Source organism: Sphingobacterium sp. 1.A.4 (genome assembly GCF_002734245.1).
Lineage (GTDB): Bacteria > Bacteroidota > Bacteroidia > Sphingobacteriales > Sphingobacteriaceae > Sphingobacterium > Sphingobacterium tenebrionis.
In genome coordinates this window covers 1-14528 of the sequence record NZ_PEAZ01000089.1, presented here as the reverse complement: position 1 = coordinate 14528, position 14528 = coordinate 1, and the positions used below count along the sequence as shown (strand labels likewise).

General features: G+C 44.1%; 14 protein-coding genes. 9 read left to right on the top strand and 5 right to left on the bottom strand.

All coding sequences use genetic code 11. From position 1 onward, the window contains the following. Positions 1 to 501 precede the first annotated feature (501 nt). From CRJ00_RS19035 to CRJ00_RS15280, 4 genes are all read left to right on the top strand, one after another. On the top strand, positions 502 to 897 hold the full coding sequence (locus CRJ00_RS19035) for a transposase (protein WP_218962232.1): 396 nt from the start codon (positions 502 to 504) through the stop codon (positions 895 to 897). A 218-nt stretch (positions 898 to 1115) separates the two neighbouring features. Further along, positions 1116 to 1802: an IS3 family transposase gene (locus tag CRJ00_RS15290; protein WP_306473115.1), complete on the top strand. Its 687-nt coding sequence runs from the start codon at positions 1116 to 1118 to the stop codon at positions 1800 to 1802. 437 nt (positions 1803 to 2239) lie between these two features. After that, a complete protein-coding gene (locus CRJ00_RS15285; protein ID WP_099367625.1) occupies positions 2240 to 3667 on the top strand; it encodes an L-serine ammonia-lyase in 1428 nt (475 codons plus the stop codon). A gap of 16 nt (positions 3668 to 3683) precedes the next feature. Beyond that, positions 3684 to 4517, top strand: coding sequence for an MBL fold metallo-hydrolase (locus tag CRJ00_RS15280; RefSeq protein WP_245153259.1), 834 nt, complete (start codon positions 3684 to 3686; stop codon positions 4515 to 4517). A 77-nt stretch (positions 4518 to 4594) separates the two neighbouring features. Here the strand turns inward: CRJ00_RS15280 and CRJ00_RS15275 are convergent, their stop codons facing one another. Continuing rightward, positions 4595 to 4987 (bottom strand): S1 family peptidase, encoded by a 393-nt coding sequence (locus tag CRJ00_RS15275; RefSeq protein WP_167554208.1) that lies wholly within the window; start codon positions 4985 to 4987, stop codon positions 4595 to 4597. 99 nt (positions 4988 to 5086) lie between these two features. Here CRJ00_RS15275 and CRJ00_RS15270 point away from each other — a divergent pair, with 99 nt between their 5' ends. Together CRJ00_RS15270 and CRJ00_RS15265 are read left to right on the top strand one after the other, a co-directional pair. Continuing rightward, a complete protein-coding gene (locus tag CRJ00_RS15270) occupies positions 5087 to 5299 on the top strand; it encodes a hypothetical protein (RefSeq protein WP_099367623.1) in 213 nt (70 codons plus the stop codon). A gap of 465 nt (positions 5300 to 5764) precedes the next feature. Beyond that, complete coding sequence (locus tag CRJ00_RS15265) at positions 5765 to 6589, top strand: hypothetical protein (RefSeq protein WP_099367622.1); 825 nt, start codon at positions 5765 to 5767, stop codon at positions 6587 to 6589. Between the two features lie 88 nt (positions 6590 to 6677). On the opposite strand, the gene lipB is transcribed toward CRJ00_RS15265, so the two are convergent. Genes lipB through CRJ00_RS15245 form a run of 4 tightly spaced genes read right to left on the bottom strand, consistent with a single transcriptional unit; the run spans position 6678 to position 11166 of the window. Beyond that, a complete protein-coding gene (gene lipB / locus CRJ00_RS15260) occupies positions 6678 to 7376 on the bottom strand; it encodes a lipoyl(octanoyl) transferase LipB (RefSeq protein ID WP_099367621.1) in 699 nt (232 codons plus the stop codon). A 55-nt stretch (positions 7377 to 7431) separates the two neighbouring features. Continuing rightward, on the bottom strand, positions 7432 to 8622 hold the full coding sequence (hflX, locus tag CRJ00_RS15255; protein ID WP_099367620.1) for a GTPase HflX: 1191 nt from the start codon (positions 8620 to 8622) through the stop codon (positions 7432 to 7434). Positions 8623 to 8663: 41 nt separating this feature from the next. Then, positions 8664 to 10769, bottom strand: coding sequence for an ATP-dependent DNA helicase RecG (gene recG / locus CRJ00_RS15250; RefSeq protein WP_099367619.1), 2106 nt, complete (start codon positions 10767 to 10769; stop codon positions 8664 to 8666). 4 nt (positions 10770 to 10773) lie between these two features. Then, positions 10774 to 11166 (bottom strand): RidA family protein, encoded by a 393-nt coding sequence (locus CRJ00_RS15245; RefSeq protein WP_099367618.1) that lies wholly within the window; start codon positions 11164 to 11166, stop codon positions 10774 to 10776. A 111-nt stretch (positions 11167 to 11277) separates the two neighbouring features. On the opposite strand from CRJ00_RS15245, the gene nagA reads away from it, so the two are divergent. From nagA to CRJ00_RS15230, 3 genes are all read left to right on the top strand, one after another. Beyond that, a complete protein-coding gene (nagA, locus tag CRJ00_RS15240; protein ID WP_099367617.1) occupies positions 11278 to 12390 on the top strand; it encodes an N-acetylglucosamine-6-phosphate deacetylase in 1113 nt (370 codons plus the stop codon). A 71-nt stretch (positions 12391 to 12461) separates the two neighbouring features. Beyond that, on the top strand, positions 12462 to 14114 hold the full coding sequence (locus CRJ00_RS15235) for a glycoside hydrolase family 10 protein (protein WP_257213813.1): 1653 nt from the start codon (positions 12462 to 12464) through the stop codon (positions 14112 to 14114). Positions 14115 to 14270: 156 nt separating this feature from the next. Then, positions 14271 to 14528: hypothetical protein (locus CRJ00_RS15230; protein WP_373560882.1), on the top strand; the 258-nt coding region annotated here is incomplete at its 3' end.

The following is a 14528-nucleotide window of genomic DNA, read 5'->3' as shown; positions in this document are numbered from 1 at the left end:
TGCCAACGACCTGCTTGAGTGTTTTCATGTTAATTTTTTGATGTGAAACTGAAAAATCAATAGTGAAACTTCCCTTGGACTTGTCTCCTTATGGATATTCAAGCTGGACTGTAATTCCGCCTTACATTCTGTTCTGTCTTAGGAAGCGAAAAAGAGGAAGGCCATCTCTAAAAATCAGTATGCTAAAAAAGCTACTAAGACAGCCCTAGGCTCTCCCTCTTTTCACTAAATACAGCAAATCTATAAAACAAAAAATGTCTCCTACATTTGCTTGACACAAACATAGGAGACAGCCTCTTCTTTTTTTGTGGGGGAAATGGGGGTTGTCCAATCCTAAAAAAGCTATACACAAAAACAAAGTGTATGGAAACAACAGAAAGAGAGTTTGAGTTCGCGGAGCGGACCAGTAAGAAGCAGCCATTCGACAAGCGTCTGATCCTCCACATGCTGGATCAGATCGAACTTGGGGTCCCTCGCCGGGACCTGATGGAACAGTACGGTGTGTCCGAACTGAGCCTTATCCGCTGGATGAAGAAGTTCGGGCGACAGCCCATTGGGCCAAAGCGGTATACCAACGATCTGAAGCGTTCAGTGGTCAGGGCGGTCCAGGACGGGATGAGCGCCTACCGGGCGGGGAACACCTTTGATATCTCCTGCGGTACGGTCTCCAGATGGGTCAGGGAATATAAGGGGGAAAATACCGAACTTAGTTCCCCAAAACCCGATGATATGGCCAAAAATAAACCCGTAGACCCCAAAGAGGCAGAGATCCTGGCCCTGAAGAAGGCCCTGGAGTATGCAAACCTGAAGATCAGGGCATTGGATACCATGATCGACATTGCCGAGGAACAGCTCAAGATCGACATCAGAAAAAAGTCTGGTGCCAAGCGGTCGTAAAGATCAAACAGGAATCCCCAGCAATGGGGATCCGTTTGATCTGCGGACTGTTTGGAAGAACAAGGCATGCGTACTATGACCGCCAGTGGCGGGGGCAGGATGTCGGACTGAAGGACGAGGTCATCCTGCAGCACGTGCTGCGGATACGCAGCGAACAGAGAAGGATCGGTACCCGGAAGCTGCTCCATATGCTCTCCGGCCCCCTGTAGGAACATGGGATCAGGATCGGCCGCGACTATCTCTTCGCCCTGATGAGGGAGCATTCCCTACAGATCAGGACCAGGAAGAGGAAGGCGGTCACCACCGATTCGCGGCACTGGATGAAGAAGTACGGGAACCTGATAAAGGGACTTACGGTCGAGCGTCCCGAGCAGGTCTGGGTAAGCGACATCACCTATGTACAGCTCAACAGACGCTGGGGATATCTGAGCCTGATCACCGATGCCTATTCCAGGAAGATAGTGGGCTGGGCGTTCAGGGGCGACCTCTCGGCACAGGGATGTATCGATGCCCTGCAGATGGCACTGCGGCAGAGGCAGTATCCGGGAAAGGGTCTGATACACCACTCCGATCGGGGTTCGCAGTACTGTAGCAAGGGCTATGTGGATATCCTGCGAACCAACGGGATAGCGGTCAGCATGACCGAGAACGGGGATCCCTACGAGAACGCGATAGCCGAACGGGTGAACGGCATACTGAAGGCAGAGTTCGACCTCTACACATCACAGAGCGGACTGAGGGAGACCACCGGAAAGATACGGGAGAACATCAGGGTATACAACAACCTGAGACCGCACGCGAGCTGTGACTACCTCACCCCTGAACAGGCACACATGAGATCAGGTGCGCTCAGAAAGAGATGGAAACCGAAAAAATATCCAATAGTGAAAAAAGAGTTTGTATAGTACATATAGTATTACCAAATTTGCCTGTATAATCAATTCAGAATTAAACCAATAATCTGTATAGCTATATAAGGACAAGACAGGTTGGGTTCGAGCTTAAACTAAGGTGAAAGTAATGTGAAAGTATGCTTTTAGTATGTAAGGCATGGGATTTGGTGCTATAATCATGGTTTAAGTATGTTTTAAGGACGATTTTAATAGAAAAGATGGTGTTTTACATAGCAAACTCTCTTCATTGCGAGGAGGTACGAGGAAGCAATCTTTGGACTACACTCAGCATTTCATGCGGGAAGATTGCTTCGTTCCTCGCAATGACGCGGCGCCACTCATCCCACCACTCATCCCTCCACTCATCCTCCCCCCTCCCCCAATCCCCTCCTAACATTTTTTTTAAAAATGGTAAAAGAAAGGCTACTTTTGTCTTAATAAATTAAATTATGGCAAAAGAGCAGATTTCTATTTTTGATATGTTTAAGATTGGGATTGGTCCTTCCAGTTCCCACACCTTAGGACCTTGGCGTGCTGCACAACGATTTGTGGAAGTGTTAAAAGAAAAAGCTGCACTCGACCGTGTTCAAACGGTGAATATCTTGCTCTTTGGATCACTTGCCAAAACGGGTGTTGGCCATGGTACCGATATTGCGGTATTATTAGGCTTAAGTGGCGATGATCCTGTCACATTCGATGTGCATGACGTGGTTCCCAAGGTGGACCGTATCAAAGCCAACAAAAAATTAACCTTGGGTGCTGAAAAGGAAATTGAATTCGACTACGATACCAATTTACTATTCCTTTTCGACCAAAGTTTACCGTTCCATCCAAATGCGGTCACTTTCCAGGCTTTCCTAAGCGATGGTTCCGCCATCAGCGAAACCTATTACTCTATCGGAGGAGGTTTTGTTGTTCAGGAAAATGATACGGAAGGGGTATTGACAGAATTGGATCTGCCATTCCCCATCGATACCGCACAGGAATTGATGGTTGCCTGCATGCGTACCGGACTTAAAATTTCGGAACTGGTGCTGGAGAACGAGTGCTCCTGGCGCTCAGAACAGGAAACCAAGCAAGGAGTGATGCAGATCTTCCATACCATTAAGGAATGTATCTATAAAGGCTGCCATACCGATGGTGTACTCCCAGGAGGATTGCACGTGGAACGTCGGGCATCCAAATTGAACAAACGTATGCTGAAAGGGCGTACTTACCATGATTATGATACCTGGCTGGAAGCAATCCGTGCCGGTGGACGTGATTTTGGTTATATATTAGATTGTGTAAGCTGTTTTGCCTTGGCGGTAAATGAGGAGAATGCTTCCTTTGGCCGTGTGGTAACAGCACCTACAAACGGTGCAGCAGGGGTTATTCCTGCCGTACTGCAATATTATCTGGCATTTCATGATGCCTATAAGGAAGAGAAGATCATTCAATTCATCGCAACAGCTTCTGAGATCGGTTCTATCTTCAAAAAAGGAGCGACGATTTCTGCGGCTATGGGCGGTTGCCAAGCTGAGATCGGTGTTTCCTCCGCGATGGCGGCGGGCGCATTGACCGAGTGCTTGGGAGGATCCCAACGCCAGGTCTTGATGGCAGCAGAGATAGCCATGGAGCATCATTTAGGACTGACCTGCGACCCTATTGGTGGTCTGGTTCAGATTCCATGTATTGAGCGGAATACCATGGGCGCGATCAAGGCCATTACAGCAGCCCAATTGGCGCTTCAATCCAATCCGGACAAAGCCAAAGTGAGTTTGGATGCGGTAGTGAGCACCATGTGGGAGACCGCATTGGATATGAACGCCAAATATAAAGAAACGGCTGATGGTGGATTGGCCATCAAAGTGCCATTGAGTTTACCAGAATGTTAATCCTTTAAATTTTTCCATGATTAGGTATTGTGCGTTAGCTTCAGGGAGTAATGGAAACAGCTATTATATAGCGAAAGGGAATACGGCTATTCTGGTGGATGTGGGCATCAACAATAAGCATCTGCATCTGCGGATGGCTAGTCTGGGAATTAACCCTGCCAGCATCGATGCCATTTTTATTACCCATGAACATACGGACCACATCTGCGGATTGGCCGTGTTTGCCAAAAGGTACCAGATACCGGTTTATCTGACCGTAGGGACCTATGAATCCTCCCGAATTCAATTACCGGAGTATCTCTTGCATTTTATCAAAGCCGATTCCATTGTAAATGTTGGTGACTTATCCGTTTATGGCATTCCTAAATACCATGACGCAAAGGAACCCTGCAGTTTCATGGTTACTGATGGAGAAATCAATATTTCGGTATTGACCGATATCGGAAGGATCTGTGTAAATGTGATGAAGGCGATCGAGATTTCCGATGTGCTGTTCCTGGAATCCAACTTCGATGAGGATATGTTGCAGAATGGAAGATATCCCTATTACCTAAAGAATAGGATCCGAGGAGGAGAGGGCCATCTTTCCAACAGGATTTCGATGGATGCCTTTTTGGCCCATCGTTCTTCCCGGATGAAACACCTGATCCTTGGCCACCTCTCCGGCGAGAACAATAGGGTAGAACTGGTGGAAGAATTATTTGCTCCTCATTGTGTAGAGATGATACTGTCGGTGGCGAAACGAACCGAACCCAGTGCTTTGTTCCAAATCGCTAGACCAGTGGAAACGGAAATAAGCTATACATCGATTACCTATCAATCCATTCAGATTGAAGGCTATTCCGATTAATTGAAATAAAAATAATAAAAGCCCTTTTCCTGAGCAGGATAAGGGCTTTTTTGTGGATGTATTTAACGATTGCTAACTTAGTGCTGGATCAAATTTTTGATGGCACTTACAGGGATGGCTTCTTTGATGACCATTTGGAGGTTTTTCTGCTCCGCCTGGTTGTAATAAAATGATCGGGTTAGGGAGACAATTCCGGCAATATTTCCTTTATTGTCGAAAATTGGCCCACCGCTTGACCCAGCAGCATAATCTGCCGTGATCTCCATTTTTCTGCTCATGATACCGGCATTGCTTTCCGTCATGCAGGCAACTCTACCAGAGGTATAATAGTAGAAATAATCTCTTGGATGGGAAATGACAAACACGTCTGAACCTGCCTTCAAATCAGTTCCAATCGGATTGGCGGCAATCTTCTTTCCGTTCAGGTTGGCTTTAAGGATATCGATATCGGCCTCCTTGCTATAGCTCAATACAGAATCTATCCGGTATTAGTTTCCGGCATAATCGGCCAACATCAGGTGGATGGTAGAACTAAACCTAGAATCTTAATTCCTTAAAACCTTATTATTATGAAAAATACTTTTAATAATATTTTATATATCTTCCTGTCCATTGCATTATTTACAGGATGTAGTAAAGATTTAGGAAACTATGATTACCAGGATTTGAATAAAATCGATTCGGTAACAATTGCTACGGGTCGTCCATTAGCTTCAACCACATTTTCATTATCTATGGGAGAAACGTTGGAGATTAAGCCCACTCTCTATAGCTCAATGTAATCAGATGACAATGATTACACATTTGCTTGGGTAATAAATGGAGATACAGTAAGTCATGAAAAAAACCTTGTTTTTAATACACAAGGGGTTAATCCTGGAGTTCTTCGTTCAAACTTTTATGTTTTCGATAAATCCACGAATACAAAAAACAACTATCATTTTGTTATAAATTTAGCGGCAAGTATAACTCGAGGTTATTATCTACTGGCAGAAGATGAAAATAGAAATGCGCACTTATTTTTAAAGGGAAATGAGCGGACAAGTAAATTTTACCACTATAACAATTATGGAGAATATACTTTTGGGAAAAACCCTTTAAGTGTCGAACTCTACCATTATGCAACTTCAGCGTCAAATGGTCAATTTACGACGATTACTGTTGCAACTGAAGAAGGAGAGAATCCGATAATAAGAGCAGGTAGCAGAACCAATTTGCCAATCCTACTTTTCAATCGTCAAACATCTATGATTTTTGATCCCGTTGCGGGTGGTTTCCAACCTAGCCGAGTTAAAATAAATCAAAATCAAGGTACTACTAGTATTGGAAAAAAGATTAGAGCTATCGCTAATGGTGTTGTGAGTACCGATGTATATAATGATCCTTTAAATTATGATTTTGGAAAAGGGGATTATTACGTGAATGAAGGAACTTTCAAAGGACTGTTTTTAGTAGGTTATGATTATAGGAATGAAAAATTAAGAGTATTCGCAAGTAAATATGGAGCTGCAGAAAACACCTATCAAACAACATTAGATCATTTGATTCAGGAAGATTTTAAAGGTCATGAAGTATTAGGTGGAGTCGAAGATTATATTACCTGGGTAAACAGCTTTGTTTTAACTAAAAATGGCGATGACGTTGCGCTTCACCGGTTTGATTTTAGTCAATCATCTGTAAATGGATATTTGCCAAATAAACATATCGTTGTTGCTAGGAAGAAAATGCCGGAAATGATGAACCAAATAGGTATACGTTATAGAAATGGAGCAGGTTTCTGGTATTTTGCAAGCGGTCGTAAATTGTATCGGTTTTCTAATAGTGGGTTTGATGTTCAAGAAGTATTGACCCTACCAAATGACGGAACGGGGGATATTACTGCATGGAATTTTGATTACAGCCCTGCTGGTCAATTCAAATATATCATTGTTGCTACCTACAATCCTAGTTCTACCAAAGAATTCAAGGGTTCAGTTTATACCTATGCAATCAACGGAACAACGCCATTGAACGTGGAAACAGAAGTAACGCACAAAGTAGTTGATTTGAAAGCTGGTTATTTACCATATTAAAAATTCTCTAAATTGAAATTGAAAAAGGCCATCAGATAATATTTCTGATGGCCTTTTTATTTTCAGGGCTGCTTAAATAATCCTTTCCTTAAACAATCTCCATCTGAAACAAATCCGCGATATGCTTCCTTAACTTCCCTTTCACCTCTTCCATATCCAATTTCCTCCCCAACTCCCTTTCCATAGAAGTCACATCCTTATCATCGATTCCGCAAGGAATGATATTTCCGAAATATTCCAGATCAGCATTCACATTAAAAGCAAAACCATGCATGGTCACCCAACGTGATGCCCGAACACCCATTGCACAGATCTTACGCGCCTTTTCATTATCCTCATCCAGCCAAACACCGGTATAACCCGGATATCGACCAGCCGCAATACCATAATCCGCCAAAGTAAGAATGATTGCCTCCTCCAAGGTCCTTAAATACAAATGTATATCCGTGAAGAAATTATCCAGATCCAGGATCGGATACCCCACAATCTGCCCAGGACCATGATAAGTAATATCACCACCCCTGTTAATTTTATAGAAAGTAGCGTTTTTCTCCTTCAACCCCGCCTCATCCAACAGAAGGTACTCCTCATGCCCACTTTTACCCAAGGTATACACATGCGGATGTTCGGTAAAAACCAAAAAATTAGGTGTAGGTTCGGTGGTATTATTGACCCTATTATTATGTTTTATGGCGAGGGTTTCAGCAAATATCGCTTCCTGTTTATCCCAAGCTACCTGATAATCCTGTAGCCCCCAATCCAAATATTTAACTTCTTTGTTTTGCATGGTATTCAGCAAATTAATAAAGTTGTTTGTTCAATTTAATAACGCTTGTTCAAATTTAATAAAGCAAGTTATTGTAAGGATATCGAGCATTATGCATTTTCACGATCACCTCATAAAGCTTATCCTTCAATTCTTCCACATTGATCTTATCGGTAGCCGAAATAAAAATAGCCGGATCCGCATTTTTTGCCATCCAAGAATTCCGGAAATCATCCAACGTGATCTTGATCTCTTCTCCATCCTCATCCGTTTCGATCGCTGGTTTATACGCATCGATCTTATTGAAAACCGTGATGATCGGCTTATCCACAGCACCTATATCCTTCAAAGTCTCGTTTACCGCAATAAGTTGGTCCTCAAAATAGGGATGGGAAATATCCACCACATGGATCAATACATCGGCCTCACGAACCTCATCCAAAGTAGATTTGAAACACTCCACCAAATGATGAGGAAGTTTGCGGATAAATCCTACCGTATCGGATAATAAGAAAGGCAGATTGTCGATCACGACTTTACGCACCGTGGTATCCAAGGTTGCAAAAAGCTTATTCTCGATCAGTACTTCCGACTTGGAAATCATATTCATGATGGTAGATTTACCTACGTTGGTATAACCGACCAAGGCTACCCGGATCATTTCCCCACGGTTCTTCCGTTGGGTCTCATTCTGTCTATCGATCTGCTTCAAACGATCCTTCAACAAAGAGATTTTGTTCAAGATCATCCGTCTATCACTCTCGATCTGGGATTCACCCGGACCACGCATACCAATACCACCACGCTGACGCTCCAAGTGGGTCCACATTCGGGTCAAGCGAGGTAATAGGTATTGCAATTGCGCCAGTTCCACCTGGGTCTTTGCCTGTGCGGTTTGTGCATGTTTGGCGAAGATATCCAGGATCAGGTTGGAGCGGTCCAGTACTTTGATCTCGAAGTATTTTTCGATGTTCCTCAATTGGGAAGGGGAAAGCTCATCGTCGAATACGACCATATCGATCTCTTCCGCTTTGATATATTCCTTGATCTCATCCAATTTACCACTTCCTACAAAAGTAGCACGGTCTGGATAGGCCAATTTCTGGGTGAAGATCCCTTTGGTTACTCCACCAGCGGTGCTCACCAAAAATTCTAGTTCTTCGAGGTATTCTTTTGCCGTTTCGTCGGAAACATCCGGGGTGATCACACTGACCAATACCGCAGTCTCCGGCTTATGAGCCGTTTCATATATTTTCGTTCTTGCCATTTAGTTTTTTTATAAGGAACAAGTTTACAAAGGTAAAGTTTTTAGGAGATTTTGTCCCAAGAAATACTTGGCTGCCCTTTTTGGATGTAATTCAGCAATAAGCGGTTGTCCGGTGCCCCCAATTCGGGATCCTCTTGGAACAGCTGGATGACGGATTGCCGAGCTTCCGTCAGGATAGCCTGATCCTTTGCCAGATCTGCAATTTTCATGTCCAGCACACCGGATTGCTGTGTTCCGGAAATATCTCCAGGTCCCCGCAATTGCAGATCAACCTCCGCGATCTCAAAGCCGTCGTTGGTCCGCACCATCGTCTCTAAACGCGTCCGACCTTCCTTGCTCAATTTGTCGCCCGACATGAGGATACAGAACGATTGCTCCGCGCCACGGCCAACCCGTCCTCGTAACTGGTGGAGCTGGGAGAGCCCGAATCTCTCCGAATTCTCAATCACCATCACGGAAGCATTGGGCACATTGACCCCTACCTCAATCACCGTGGTGGCCACCATGATCTGGGTTTCGCCTTTAATAAAGCGTTGCATTTCAAAGTCCTTGTCCTTCACGGGCATCTTGCCATGGACGATGCTGATGCGGTAATCCGGAAGCGGAAATTCCCGCATCAGACCCTCCAATCCTGCTTCCAGGTATAAAAGGTCTAATTTTTCACTTTCCTTGATCAAGGGATAGACAATATATACCTGCCTTCCTTTGGCAATCTCTTCCCGCATGAATCCAAACACCCTCAGGCGTTGGTTCTCGAAGAAATGTACGGTTTTAATAGGTTTTCTTCCTGCCGGCAATTCATCGATAATGGAAATATCCAAGTCGCCATACATGGTCATTGCCAATGTGCGGGGGATCGGAGTGGCGGTCATTACCAACATATGTGGCGGAATGATATTCTTACGCCATAATTTGGCCCGTTGTTCTACGCCAAAGCGGTGTTGCTCATCGATCACCACAAATCCAATGTTCTTGAATTTCACCTTATCCTCAATCAGGGCATGGGTACCGATCAGGATATCCAAGGTGCCATCTTCCAATTCCTGATGGATGATCCTTCGGGCTTTTGTTGGGGTAGATCCGGTCAATAGTCGAACCTTACAGATGTCTTCGCCCAATAGGGAGGTTATTCCATGATAATGTTGGGTAGCCAGGATTTCGGTAGGAGCCATCATACAGGCCTGGAAACCATTGTCTATGGCCAATAGCATGCTCATCAAGGCCACAACGGTTTTTCCTGAACCCACATCCCCCTGAACCAATCGGTTCATCTGCGCGCCGGTATTACAATCCAATCTGATTTCCTTAACAACCCTTTTCTGCGCGTTGGTCAATGGGAAAGGCAGTCTTTCGGTGAAGAATCTATTGAATTTTTCCCCAACCTGATCGAACCGATGGCCTTTATATTTCTGGGTGTTTAACTGTTTGTTCCTTAATAGTTTTAACTGAATGAAGAACAGTTCTTCAAACTTCAACCTACGGATAGCTAGTTTCAGGATCTGCTCGTTCTGCGGAAAATGGATGCCCAATAAAGCCTGTTGAAAAGAAATCAACTGGTGTTTTTCCATCAGGTAAGCGGGAAGGGTTTCAGCCACACCTTTTAAAACCGTCATTAAAGCCGTTTCCTGGAGTTTCTGAATTCCCCGGCTATCCAGATTGGCCTTTTTCAGCTTTTCCGTGGAGGAGTAAACAGGTTGCATCGTCTGGTTACCGATCTTTTTCGCCTGCTGTTGATAGAGCTCCATTTCGGGGTGGGTCATGGAGATATTTCCATTGAATTCGCTCGGTTTTCCATAGATTATATAAGCGGAACCCACCTGTAATGTCTTTTTGAGCCAGGTAAGGCTTTGGAACCAGACCAGTTCCATCATACCCGTTTCATCCCGGAATTGGCCCACCAATCGGCGTCCTCTCTTTTCGCCCAATTCCTGCAGGCTAATCAAACGGCCAAGCACCTGCGCGCCGATCATATCGGCATGGAGTTCCCGAACCTTATGGAATTTTGTCCGGTCGATGTATCGGAAGGGGTAACATTGCAGGAGATCGCCAATACTGAAGACCATCAACTCCTTTTTGAGAAGGTCGGCTTTTTGAGGGCCTACACCTTTCAGGTATTCAATAGGAGTTATTAACGATAGTTCAGCCATGGGATTAATCCCGTGCTTTCCATGCAATGACGGAGATTTCTACATTCACTTCTTTGGGAAGTGTTTTTACCGCTACGCATTCCCTTGCCGGTTGGTTGTCCTTGAAATATTGCGCATACACTTCGTTTACCGTTGCAAAATAATCCATAGAACTTAAGAAAATGGATGTTTTCACGACATCTTCAAAATCATAACCTGCATTTTTCAGGATGGCACCTACATTTTTCAACACCTGGTGTGCTTCATCTTCTACACCTGTCGTGATCAGTTCCATGCTTTCTGGAATCAATGGAATCTGTCCGGAAACATATAAGGTATTATCCGCTTTGATCGCTTGGTTGTATGGTCCAATGGCTGCGGGCGCTTTATCTGTATTTAATATCTCTTTTTTAGACATGATAGGCAGTATTATCGTAGTTGAATTTATGTTATTGTTTCTTTAATACCGACTAATATACGATTAGCCCATTGGATTTTCAAGATTTGCATACATTAACTAACTTGCAGGATGAAACAGAAATTAGCTTTGGTCAATGGGACCATCTATAATGGATATGAAATCCGTGAGGATGCAGTTTTACTGATCAATCAAGATAGGATTACAGGAATTGTTGGGAAAGAGGCTGTTCCTGAAGAATATCAGGTGGTGGATGTGCAAGGTGCGAATATCTGCCCGGGATTGATCGACCTGCAATTGTATGGAACGGGAGAGGATCTTTTCTCTGCTGAACTGACTGCCGCATCTTTGGAAAAAATAAACTTCAACCTGCTTAAACAGGGATGTACTTCCTACATGATGACCCTGGCCACCAATACCTTGGAATTGTTTAAACAGGCTATTGCTGTTTTTCGGCAAACAAAACCTTCCGCAGCCCTTGGCTTGCATTTGGAAGGACCGTTTTTAAATGAAGCGAAACGGGGCGCGCATCCAGCTGAACTGATCATGGAAGCTACCCTGCCTATTTTAGAAGATCTTTTGGAAGGCAACGAAGATGTGGTTAAAATGATGACCATAGCACCAGAGAAAACCAAACAGGAATGTGTGGATTACTTAAATAAAAAAGGCTTATTGCTGTCTGCAGGGCATAGTACAGCCACTTTTGAAGAGGCTACGCGAGCCTTTGATCATGGGGTGAAAACGGCCACCCACCTTTGGAATGCGATGTCGCCGCTGCAGCACCGGGAAGTTGGACTGCCAGGCGCTGTTTTCAATCATCCAAAAGCCTATGCCTCTATTATTGTAGATGGAGTACATGTGAATTATGAAGCCGTGAAAATCAGTAAACAGGCAATGGGTGAGCGATTGTTTCTGATCACGGATGCTGTGGCCACTTGTCATAAAGGAATTTATCAGCATGTACTGAATGGGGATCATTTTGTGCTGCCGGATGGAACATTGTCTGGATCGGCATTGACCCAATTGCAATCTGTACAGAACTGTGTGAAAAAGGTAGGAATTCCCTTGGATGAAAGTATCCGAATGGCAACGTTGTACCCCGCCCGTTTGATCGAAAGATCGGATATCGGAAATCTGGAAGAAGGATCAATGGCGAATGTACTGGTTTTTGATGCTGATTTTCAGGTTCAACAGGTCATTTTTGAAGGCGAAACGCTTCTTTAATCTATAACGAATAAGTTACAATTTGATTCCAAGGTAATAAAAACCGTAGTTTTGCGTGTTAAGATATGTTTATGAAGATGAGATTTTTGCAATTATGCGTGTTTGCTGTTGCCTTGATGCTGGTAGTTTCCTGTGGATCTAAAAACAGGCAGGCAAAGGCTAAGGAGCAGCCAAAAGCGGAGGTAGCGCAGGGTGCCCAGGTAGAAAACCAACCTAAAAAGGCGGAAGAAGTAAAAGAAGTGAAGAAGGGGGCTGTTGTTGAAAAGCCAGCTAAAGTGGTTAAGAAAGAGGAACCTTTTAAAGAATTCCGTACCGATCTGCCAAAGGCACCACGTGAGTTTCGTGCGGCTTGGGTAGCAACCGTAGCCAATATCAACTGGCCAAGTAAGAACAACCTTTCTACAGCACAGCAAAAACAGGAGGCGATTGCCTTATTGGATTTGCTGAAGAAGAATAATTTTAATGCGGTGATCTTTCAGGTGCGTCCATCTGCAGATGCTTTATACCATTCTAAATTCGAACCATGGTCTTATTTCTTGACCGGTACCACTGGAAAGGCACCTTCGCCTTATTACGATCCTTTGGAATTTTGGGTGGATGAAGCGCATAAGCGTGGATTGGAACTGCATGTTTGGTTGAATCCTTACCGTGCGCATCATTCGAATGGTGGTCAAGTAACCAGCGAATCCATGGTTCGTAAGGCAGCTGATCACGTTGTAAGATTGCGAAATGGCATGTACTGGTTCGATCCGGCAAATCAAAAAACCCAGGACCACTCTTCGGAGGTGGTAATGGATATCGTAAAACGTTATGATATCGATGGGGTTCATTTTGATGATTATTTCTACCCATATGCTTCCTATAATGGAGGAGCTGATTTTCCGGATGATGCCTCTTGGAATGCGTACAGAAAAGCAGGTGGAAATCTAAGCCGTGGTGATTGGAGACGTGATAATGTCAATAAATTCATCAAAAGAATCTATACCCAGATCAAAGCAGAAAAACCATTTGTTAAGTTTGGATTGAGTCCTTTTGGAATCTGGAAACCAGGTTATCCAGCTGGCGTTACGGGATCCTCTCAGTATGATGAGTTGTATGCAGATGCGAAATTATGGTTAAATGAAGGTTGGATCGATTATTTTACACCTCAATTGTATTGGCCAATCGACCCGCCAAAACAGAGTTTTACTTCTTTGTTGAAATGGTGGGAGTCAGAAAACAAGCATAACCGCCATTTATGGCCGGGATTGAATACGGTGGAAGTCCGTTCTTCTAACAAAATTGAGGAGATCAAGCGTCAGATCGAAGTGACCAGGGATGTTACGCCGAACAGTACTGGTGCTGTGCACTGGAGTATTGCCGGATTGACAAAAAACCCGTTGATGTTGAAGGCGCTTTATGAAGGACCTTATCGTGCTCCTGCCTTAGTGCCGGCTTCACCTTGGCTTTCAGCCAACCCGATCTTGAAACCTACCTTGATGTTGACCAAACAGACCAGCAGTGTTTTTGCTAAATGGTTGCACAAACAGCCTGAGCAGGTGTTCAAATGGGTAGCTTATGCAAGGTATGGAAATACTTGGGAGATGGAAATTTTGGATGCGCCGCAGACAGAGTATAGTTTCCCGAAAACCAAAAACGGTCAAAAATTGAATGCGGTAGCTATTAAAGGTATTGATCGTTTAGGAAATGAAGGGGATTATATGGCAGAGGAGATTACCGAATAAATTTGCAATAATATAATTATATAGAGTTAATTTAACTTTAGTAAAGATAAAAAAAGAGGTTGTATCTATTTTAGGTACAACCTCTTTTTGTTGAATATGGCGGGTGTTTGGGCTCTTTGTCCAATCCTAAAAAAGCTATACACAAAAACAAAGTGTATGGAAACAATAGAAAGAGAGTTTGAGTTCGCGGAGCGGACCAGTAAGAAGCAGCCATTCGACAAGCGTCTGATCCTCCACATGCTGGATCAGATCGAACTTGGGGTCCCTCGCCGGGACCTGATGGAACAGTACGGCGTGTCCGAACTGAGCCTTATCCGCTGGATGAAGAAGTTCGGGCGACAGCCCATTGGGCCAAAGCGGTATACCACCGAGCTGAAGCGTTCAGTGATCAGGGCGGTCCAGGACGGGATGAGC

Coding starts and splice junctions, on each gene's coding strand:
- CRJ00_RS15285 (WP_099367625.1), top strand. CDS start 2,240: ATGGCAAAAGAGCAGATTTCTATTTTTGATATGTTTAAGATTGGGATT.
- CRJ00_RS15280 (WP_245153259.1), top strand. CDS start 3,684: ATGATTAGGTATTGTGCGTTAGCTTCAGGGAGTAATGGAAACAGCTAT.
- CRJ00_RS15270 (WP_099367623.1), top strand. CDS start 5,087: ATGAAAAATACTTTTAATAATATTTTATATATCTTCCTGTCCATTGCA.
- CRJ00_RS15265 (WP_099367622.1), top strand. CDS start 5,765: ATGATTTTTGATCCCGTTGCGGGTGGTTTCCAACCTAGCCGAGTTAAA.
- lipB (WP_099367621.1), bottom strand. CDS start 7,376: ATGCAAAACAAAGAAGTTAAATATTTGGATTGGGGGCTACAGGATTAT.
- hflX (WP_099367620.1), bottom strand. CDS start 8,622: ATGGCAAGAACGAAAATATATGAAACGGCTCATAAGCCGGAGACTGCG.
- recG (WP_099367619.1), bottom strand. CDS start 10,769: ATGGCTGAACTATCGTTAATAACTCCTATTGAATACCTGAAAGGTGTA.
- CRJ00_RS15245 (WP_099367618.1), bottom strand. CDS start 11,166: ATGTCTAAAAAAGAGATATTAAATACAGATAAAGCGCCCGCAGCCATT.
- nagA (WP_099367617.1), top strand. CDS start 11,278: ATGAAACAGAAATTAGCTTTGGTCAATGGGACCATCTATAATGGATAT.
- CRJ00_RS15235 (WP_257213813.1), top strand. CDS start 12,462: ATGAAGATGAGATTTTTGCAATTATGCGTGTTTGCTGTTGCCTTGATG.